Consider the following 8,609-nt stretch of genomic DNA (forward strand, 5'->3'; position numbering starts at 1 on the left):
TTGTGCGACCGGTGGGGTATCGCGCACAGCCGGTTCCTCGGCGGGGACGGCCGGTGGAGCGAGCTTGACCGGGCCAAGGCGCTGGCGTGGCGGTCCTGGCAGCACGGGATGTGCCCGGAGTGCCGGACCCGGCTCGCCGAGTGGGACCCCGAGCATGGCGGCGACCCGCACGCGTACGTGCCGGACACCGTGCGCTGCCCCGGCTGCGAGGTGATCGAGCAGGAGCGGGACCAGGTCCCCGAGGGCCGCCCCGGGTACGGCGTGAAGATCCAGCTCCTCCCTCGCGCCGATTACGTACACCGGCACAACGAACGGTGACGGCGAGCGAGATGTGACTACGCAGGAAGGGAGTGGCGAGGACAGCGGTGGCCGGTTACACGATGACGGTCCAGATGCGGGCCGAGGCGACCAACCTCATCCGCGGACTGCGCGCTGCCTCGCGAGAGGCCCGGACGCTCGCGGACCGCACCGCAGCCGCCAACCGCGCCCTGGCGCAGCTCGCCACGACCGGCACTCGCGCCTCCCGACAGTTCACCGCGGTGGGCGCCGACGCACGACGGGCAGCTGCAGGCCTCAACGCGATTGCCACCAGGGCGAATTCGGTGCGTGGACAGCTGCGTGCGGCAAGCCGTGACGGCGTCTCCTCGATCGGGCAGCTCAACCGCGCCATGACCACCCTGGGGCGCGGTTCCTCCGGCCTGACCGGCACCGCAGCCGTGACCGGCCTGGCCCTCGGCGTCGGCCAGGCCGCTGAGGACGGCAACCGCTACCAGCGCCAGATGAACGTCTTCCGGGCGGTGACCAGCGCCACCGCCGCGCAGATGCAGCGCGCCTCGTGGACGGCTCAGCAGCTCGGCAACGACCTGACACTGCCCGGCTCGACAGCGGCCGATGCCGCTGAGGGCATGGTGGAGCTGGCCAAGGCGGGCTTCCGTACGGACCAGTCGATCGACGCGGTACGGGCCTCGCTGGCGTTGTCGTCGGCGGCCAACGTGAGTGCAGCCGACTCCGCCAAGTATCTCGGCGACATCATGGACCAGTTCGGGCTCGGCGCCGACCAGGCGTCCCGTGCCTCGGACATCCTCGCCGCCACCGCGAACAACGCCTCCGGCGGCATCATCGACATCTACTACGCGATGCGGTACGCGGGTCCGGTCGCCGCCGGTCTCGGCGTCTCCATGGAGGACGCGGCGAGCGCGGTCGGCATGCTGGGCAAGGCTGGAATCCTCGGGCAGACCGCCGGTACCTCTTTGCGCGGCATGATGGCCAACCTGGCCGCACCGACCCCTCAGATGGTCGCCGCACTGCACCGTCTCGGCATCGAGGCGTGGGATACCCAGGGCCGTTTCCGCGGGCTGCGCGTGGTGATCGACGGCCTCTCCAAGGCCCAACACGACATGTCGCAGCAGGACTTCACCGGCGCCGTGAAGCAGGCCTTCGGCAAGCCCGCGATGTCCGGCGCCATCGCCCTCGCCCACCAGGGCACCGAGTCTTTCGACGCCCTCTCCCTCGCCGTACGCCAGACCGGCGCGGCGGCGAGCATCACGTCCGCACGCGGCGAAGGCCTGTCCGGCGCCATGGTGCAGCTGAACACCCAGGCCCGGCAGACCGGCATCGCGCTGTACGAGGGGATGGCGCCGGGTCTGGAGTACGTCGTACGGCTCCTCACGCGCGGGCTCGCAGGCGCCACCCCGAATCTGACTGCCGCCCTCGAATACGGCAATGACCTCGCCACCCTCTTCGGACCGGATCTGAAGAAGAGCGCCGCGGAGGGGATCGGTGGCCTGGTTGATGAGGCCCGGCGACTCGTCGGCCCGCTGAAGGACATCGGCGAGGACGCTCTGGCCACCGGCCTGAACCTGCTGGTCAACGCGGCGCAAGCGCTGGGCGAGGTGCTGGGCAACGCCGCCGACGGCGCCGAGCCGCTCCTGTCTGCGCTGGGCGGGCTCGGTGAGGGCGGCGGTGCGGCAGCCGGGACCCTCGACATTCTCGCCACCGCTGTCAACCTCGTCATCAACGCCGTATCGGGCCTGTCCACCATCCTCGTGCCCATCGGGCACCTGGTCGGCGGCCTCGTGAACGCCTTCGGATCGCTGCCCGGCCCGATCCAGTCGGCGGCACTGGCGATGCTGCTGTTCGCGCGGGCCCGGCCGCAGCTCGCGGGCCTCGCGAACACCGTCAGCGGGCCCGTACGAGGCGCCTTCAACGGCTTCGCCCAACAGATGCAGATACAGCGGCAGTTGGCTATGGCGTCCGGGCAGTCGCTGACCCGCTACGGCGCGGCGTGGGCGGCGGTGCAGGCCCGGGTCGGCTTCCTCGGCCAGATGACGTCCGCCTTCCGCAGCGCCAACGGTGCGGGCACCACCTTCATCGGCACGCTCAACGGCGTCGCCCGCGCGGCCGGCTCGGGGCTGCGCTCCGCAGGCTCCGGTCTGGTCGGCGCGCTGGGCGGGCCGTGGGGCGCAGCTCTGGCCGGGGTGACGATCGGCCTCGGGTTCCTCGCTTCCCAGCAGCAGAAGGCCGCCCAGGCGGCGGCCGCGCACCAGCAACGGGTCTCGTCGCTCACCTCGGCGCTGCGGGAGTCCGGCGGCGTCATCGACTCAAGCGTTCGCGCCCAGGCCGCGAAGCTCCTGATGGATGCGAAGGTCCAGGACGGCGAGCAGCGACTCGTCGACGTCATGAACCGCGCCGGAGTCCCCATGCGCCGCCTGACGGACGCCTACCTCGGACAGGGCACCTCGCTCGGCGCGCTGCAGCGCGAGCTCGACGCGACCGCAGAGTCCAACGTCCGCTGGCTCGCGACCAGCAAGGGCGCCGCCACGAAGTCGTACAACGCGACGGGTCTACGGGCGAAGCAGGCCGCCGAGGCACTGGGCGCGGTCAAAGGTGAGATGGCCCAGTCCATGAAGAGCGCCAAGCAGCTCGCCGAGGCACAGCGCGGCGCGGGAGACGGCACTTCGGCATACGACCGCCTGAAGACGGCCGTCGGCGCCCTGGCGGACGAAACCGCCGACGCCGACCAGCGAACCCGCGCCCTCAAGGACGCCCTCGACCTCCTCTCCGGCGGCCAGATCTCCCTCCAGGCGGCGAAGGCCCGGGTCAACTCCGCGATCCTCGACCTGAACGAATCCGCGGACACCGTCGACCGCGACCAGGGCTACGGCGGCAAGCAGCTGGTCAACAAGGACAACACCCTCAACACCACCACTCGCAACGGCCAGCAGCTCTACACCCAGCTCACCTCACTGTCGGACGCGGCGGCCGACGCGGCCGTGTCCGCGTACTCCCTTGCCCAGCAGAACGGCGAGGCACTACCGAAGGCCCTGGCGAAGTCCCGTACCGAGATGCAGAACGCCCGCGAAGCCGCCGTCAAGGCCGCCCGCGGCTACGGTCTGACCCGCGAGCAGGCGGAACGCGTCGCCGACAGCCTCGGACTGCTTCCATCGCAGGTGTCACTGCTGCTGCAGACGCGCGGCATGGACTCCACCCTCGCCAACTTGCTCGCGGTGCAAGCAGAGTTCGACCGTTTCCCGACGCGCAAGACGATCCGTATCGACTCCCTCAGCGAGGGCGCGCAGAAGAAGCTGCGGGCGCTGGGCTTCACCGTGAAGACCGTGCCCGGCACCCGTCAGATCAAGGTGACGGCACCGACGGCCGGAGCACGCAAGAACCTGGACGCGCTGATCGCCAAGCTCGGCAGTACGCCCGGCTCGAAGCGGGTCCAGGTGTCCGCCGCCACCGCGGGCGCGATCCGCAGCCTTGAAGCCGTACGGGACAAGATCCGGTCGACGCCCGGCGCGAAGAGCGTGGTCGTACGGGCCCCCACGGCCGCCGCCCGCAAGCAACTGGAGGCGCTCGGCTTCCGCATCGAGAAGGTCCCCGGCAGCAAGCGGGTCCGCATCACCATCCCCACCGGCGGCCCGACCAACGCCGTGAACACCATCCAGAGCCGCATCAACGCCCTGCGCGGCAAAACGGTCGGCGTCGGCGTCTACACCACCGAGTACTACAAGAAGGTCCAGTCCGGCGCGACGGTCCCGAAGGCATTGCGCCGCCCGAACGCCAACGGTTCGGTCCTCGACTTCTACGCCGATGGCGGCGTGCGGGACGGGCGCGAGGGGCGTACGGGACGGAGCCGCCGCGAGGGCCACGTGGCACAGATCGCTCCAGCCGGTTCATGGCGCATCTGGGGCGAGCCGGAGACCGGCGGAGAGGCGTACGTGCCACTCGCGTCAGGCAAACGGCAGCGCAGCAAGCGGATCGTGGAAGAGGTCGTACGCCGCTTCGACGGGCAGGTCGAGTGGCTTGCCGACGGAGGTATCACTCGCCGCGCCGCGACAGCTGGTGCCGGGCTGCCTGCCACCAGACCTCGGAACGCCGCGGCCACCCGCGCCCTCGCCGACATCGTGCGCCGCTTCGAAATCCGCCCGGCGGCCCCAGACGCCCGAGGAGCAGCAACCCGCGTCGACGCCCGCAGCGGCCGATCCGTACAAGTCGTCGTCGTACGCGAACAGCAGCCGCTGATCGGCACGATGCCGGTCACCGTCCACGACAGCAGTGCCAGCCCTCAGCAGATCGGCACGGAGATGATGCGCCGTCTGCGCAACGCCCAGCGCGGCGGGAGGATCCGATGACCCCCAAGTCCCTTACAGATCAGCCGGCTTCAGTCACGACCGAACTCCGCGACTGGCAGATAGAGATCGGATCCACTGTCCTCCTCGGCCCCGGCACACCGATCCCCGTCGCGGAGATCGAAGGGCTCGGCGCGCCCGAAGTCCGTCCACAGGATGTGGACAACCCCATCGGAGACGGGACTCTCCCCGGAGCCGACTACTACGGCCCCCGCACCGTGCGCATCGAGGCCGGCATCAAGACACCCGGCGACCCGGCGGCAGCGACCAAGATTCTCTCGCGCCTCCAGCATGCGGCGCGCGCGGAAGGCGTACGCACGAGCACCGGCAAGATGAGCGTGCTGCGGGCGCGTTGGCCGGGCCATGAGACGCGTCGGCTGTACGGACGCATCCGCCGCATGGAGGCCACCAGCATTGCCAGCTCGGTGCACGGGTGGATCCCCCTGGACATCGAGTTCGTCGCGATGGACCCGCTCTTCCACGCCGACGCTCCCAGCTACCTCACCCTGGGCCTGGACCAGGCGGCCCGCCCCGGCCGCATCACCAACACGGGGGACGCCCCGGCTTGGCCAGCCCTCCGGATCAACGGACCCGTCGCGCAGCCGAAGGTCTGGAACACGGTCACCGGCCAGAGACTCGAAGTCGCCGTGTCCCTGCGCGCGGGCGAGTACGTCGACCTCGCAACCCGCCCCGGTACGCGCTGGGCGCTGCGCAACGGCGCGACCAACATCGCCGGTTCCGTGTCCCCGCGCTCCCGCCTCGACCACTTCACCCTCCCGCCCGGCGCCTCGGAGGTCGCCTGGAGCGGCGACGACCCCACCGCCACCAGCAGCCTCACCCTGTCGTGGCGCTCGGCGCACACCACCTTGTGACGCGCATGAACTCCGCTGAACTCCGCTGAACTCCGCAGAAGGGAGCGGCAGTTGACCCTCGTCCGGCCCACGTTCATCACCCACGGCACCTGCCCCCAGGCCCGCGCCAGTCGTCTCCTGCTCGGCGGCCTCGTCCACGGCGGACAGGGCATCGCCGGAGCCACCGACCTGAAGGTCTCGCCGTTGCAGCGCCCGGCCTGCGGGGTCCGCGTGGCCGACGGCTCGGCCATCGTGCGCGGCTCACGTCCCTGGCAGGGTGCGTACGGGCAGGTCAACATCGGCGACGCCCTCATCGACATCGAGCCGACCGGCCCGTTCGCGCGCACCGACCTGCTGGTGCTGCGCGTCGAGGATCCCGAGTACGAGGGCGACCTCGACCCCGCGCGCGACGACATCGTCTACTTCCACGTCATCCAGGACGTGCCACCCGAGACGGCCGAGGTCCCCGAGGGCATGTCGGCGATCCCGCTGGCCCGTATCTCCCTGCCCCGCGACACCAGCACCATCACGGCCGACATGATCAAGGACCTACGGCAGCTCGCGAACGCCCGCCACCACCACCGCGTCTACACCGCCTGGCCGACCACCAGGCAACGCCTGCCCGGCGAGCCCGGCACCTGGACCGACTGGCCCGGCGAGGCCGCCTGGGACGTGGAGCTCCCGGCCTGGGCGAGCCGAGCAACCATCACAGTGACGATCTCCGGACTGAGCGCCGAGGACGGCAGCATGCTCGCTCGACTGCGTACGACTCTGGGCGAGGCGAAAGGCAAGACCACGGCCATCGATATCAACACCGAACGGGGCCCTGCTCCGGACCTGTTCGCGGCACTCGCCCACACGTACTCCCTCTCGCCAGGGCAACGCGGCAGGACCCAGCGCCTCGCCGTACAGACGCATCAGGACGCGGACATCGACCGGGGCAGCGGCTTGTACATCAGCCGGTACGCGGCAATCACCGCCATCGTCGACTGCACGGAAACCCCGGAGTGACGCCGCCCATGCCCGACTACCGCTACCTCGCCGCACACGCCCTGACCGGCGACATCCTGCACGGCTACCTCCCCCTGACCGGCGTCGAGTGCGGCGCCGAACTCAACGGCCCTGGCAGCCTTTCCGCGACTCTTGAGCCCGGCCTCGCCCGCCCCGTCACCGAGTTCCTGGACCCCGGCAACACGCTGCTCTACGTCGAGCGCAACGGACAGCTCGTCTGGGGCGGAGTCCTCTGGCGGGCCGAGCCTCAGGGCGCCGCGTACCCGATCGAGGCGGCCGGGTTCGGCTCGTACCCGCACCGCCGCTACGACCTCCACGGCAACCTGGACGGCCACGGACCGTACATCGAGGCCGACCCCTGCGACATCATCCGCGACGTATGGGCGTACGCGCAGGATCAGCCGGACGGCGACCTCGGCGTCAGGGTGGACGACACCCGCTCGCGCACGAAGACGGGCACCTCCAAGTCCCCGTACGTCCTGGCGAAGTCCGAGGCACGCAACCTCGGCGAGGTCATCGACGAACTTGCCGATCTGGACGACGGCCCAGAGTGGACCGAATCGGTCCGCTGGGGCACCGACCGCCCAGCTCATCGCATCCACCTCGGCGGCCCCCGCCTGGGCCGCCACCGCGAGGACACCGTCTTCATCTCAGGCATCAACATCGCCACCACCCCACAGGTGGTCCTCGACGCCGACGAGTACGCGCAGACCGTCATCGCCCTCGGCGCAGGCGAGGGCCGCAAACGGCCGCACGTCATGGACACCGTTCGCGATGGCCGCCTACGCCTGGAAAGTCGCCTGGAGACCTCGGAAAAGAACGCAGCTCGGCTGCGCCGACGGGCACGCGAACAACGCCTTCTCCGCCAGGAGTTGACCACACTCACCGAGCTCGACGTACGCGACCATCCCTCCGCCCCCTTCGGATCCTGGGCGATCGGCGACGACGTACTGATCCGCCTCCACGAGCCACACATCACATACGAGGGCAGACACCGCATCACCGCCTGGACCCTGCGCCCACCGAACGGCGAGGAACCCGAACGGATCACGCTCACCCTGGAGCGCATGGAGAAGCCCGCAGACCCCGACAACCCGGACGAGGGGTAGGGCGTATGCCGGACACCATCTCCACGCTGGCCAAGCGCCTGGCCCGCCTTGAACGCCGCGTCTCCCGCCTGGAACGCACACGACAACAGCCAGCCCCCACCTGGCGTTCCCTCCCCCTGACAGGCCCGACGTCGGTACCCGATCCGACCCGGTCCCCGCAGATCCGACTGACGCCTTTCGACGTACTCGAACTCTCGGGAGTCATCGGCCTCACCGCCGACCGCACCGACGACGGAACCGTGCTGGCCCTCCTGCCCGAGGACTACCGCCCAGAGACCACGCGCACGCTCATCGCCCCGTCCGACTCCCGCCGCCCGGTCCACATCGAGGCGACGCCGGAGGGCCACCTCGTCCTTCGTACGCCTGGTCGCAGTGGCGCAGCAGTGACGGCTGTCGGGTTGGACGGGCTGACGTGTCGGCTGGACGGTTCAAAGTCACTTTGAGACGGCGGCCATCGACAGGCAGAACCAGATGACCATGCCCACCACCGTCACGACAGCCACTGCACCGAGGGAAACCCCAGCCCGCGCCCGGGCACGACTGGCTTCCTCGTCATCCCGCATACGACGCAGGGCGATGGCTCCCGATCCGACCGCCCAGAGCCCAAGGGGCAGGATGAAGTAGACCGGGAGGTACCGCACTACGTTCGGCACATACTCGGGGAGCATCGGACACACGATGGACACGACAGCAATCGCGCCCAGGACGAGTGACCACGTGCCCGTCGCTCGCGGGCGGGCCTCTTCTTCCCGTGCATCGACTTGCTGTGTGGAATCCATGCCCCGAACGCTAGAAGGAGCCGGTGCGCTCCGCCTGAGTGCTGCTACCTAAGCCCTTGTGAGTAGTCCCCACACAGCGAGGAAGACGGTCACGCGAGCGCCCGCACTCAGAGGTCGTTAAGTCCGATCTTCCTCGGTTCGTGATCGCTCGATCGTGGTACTGATCGCCGTACGAGGCGACCATTCGTCATGTGCATGCTGGGATGCGGGCATGGATCGAAGACCGTA

7 protein-coding genes are annotated in these 8,609 nt (G+C 70.0%); 6 read left to right on the forward strand and 1 reads right to left on the reverse strand.

Going from position 1 to position 8,609, the window contains the following annotated elements:
* From RCO28_RS30995 to RCO28_RS31020, 6 genes are read left to right on the forward strand one after another with little or no spacing between them, the layout of a single operon-like run.
* Positions 1–318, forward strand: a complete 318-nt coding sequence (locus RCO28_RS30995; RefSeq protein ID WP_308944625.1) for a hypothetical protein — start codon at positions 1–3, stop codon at positions 316–318.
* 32 nt (positions 319–350) lie between these two features.
* A complete protein-coding gene (locus RCO28_RS31000) occupies positions 351–4,634 on the forward strand; it encodes a phage tail tape measure protein (protein ID WP_308944626.1) in 4,284 nt (1,427 codons plus the stop codon).
* The gene (locus RCO28_RS31005) at positions 4,631–5,503 is read left to right on the forward strand and encodes a phage tail domain-containing protein (RefSeq protein ID WP_308944627.1); all 873 of its coding nucleotides are present in this window, start codon (positions 4,631–4,633) and stop codon (positions 5,501–5,503) included. The genes RCO28_RS31000 and RCO28_RS31005 overlap by 4 nt, the downstream gene beginning before the upstream one ends.
* A gap of 51 nt (positions 5,504–5,554) precedes the next feature.
* Positions 5,555–6,493: a hypothetical protein gene (locus RCO28_RS31010; RefSeq protein ID WP_308944628.1), complete on the forward strand. Its 939-nt coding sequence runs from the start codon at positions 5,555–5,557 to the stop codon at positions 6,491–6,493.
* Positions 6,490–7,602, forward strand: coding sequence for a hypothetical protein (locus tag RCO28_RS31015; RefSeq protein WP_308944629.1), 1,113 nt, complete (start codon positions 6,490–6,492; stop codon positions 7,600–7,602). The genes RCO28_RS31010 and RCO28_RS31015 overlap by 4 nt, the downstream gene beginning before the upstream one ends.
* Positions 7,603–7,607: 5 nt before the next feature.
* Positions 7,608–8,045 carry a hypothetical protein gene (locus RCO28_RS31020; RefSeq protein WP_308944630.1) on the forward strand — a complete coding sequence of 146 codons (438 nt, stop codon included), beginning with the start codon at positions 7,608–7,610 and terminating at the stop codon, positions 8,043–8,045.
* Here RCO28_RS31020 and RCO28_RS31025 read toward each other — a convergent pair.
* On the reverse strand, positions 8,037–8,381 hold the full coding sequence (locus RCO28_RS31025; RefSeq protein ID WP_308944631.1) for a hypothetical protein: 345 nt from the start codon (positions 8,379–8,381) through the stop codon (positions 8,037–8,039). The two genes, RCO28_RS31020 and RCO28_RS31025, sit on opposite strands and share 9 nt — an antisense overlap.
* Positions 8,382–8,609: the final 228 nt, after the last annotated feature.

This window comes from Streptomyces sp. LHD-70 (assembly GCF_031157275.1).
Taxonomy (GTDB): Bacteria; Actinomycetota; Actinomycetes; order Streptomycetales; family Streptomycetaceae; genus Streptomyces.

What these genes read in the sequence shown, in the direction of transcription:
- RCO28_RS31005 (WP_308944627.1), top strand. Translation starts at nt 4,631, where the DNA reads ATGACCCCCAAGTCCCTTACAGATCAGCCGGCTTCAGTCACGACCGAA.
- RCO28_RS31020 (WP_308944630.1), top strand. Translation starts at nt 7,608, where the DNA reads ATGCCGGACACCATCTCCACGCTGGCCAAGCGCCTGGCCCGCCTTGAA.
- RCO28_RS31025 (WP_308944631.1), bottom strand. Translation starts at nt 8,381, where the DNA reads ATGGATTCCACACAGCAAGTCGATGCACGGGAAGAAGAGGCCCGCCCG.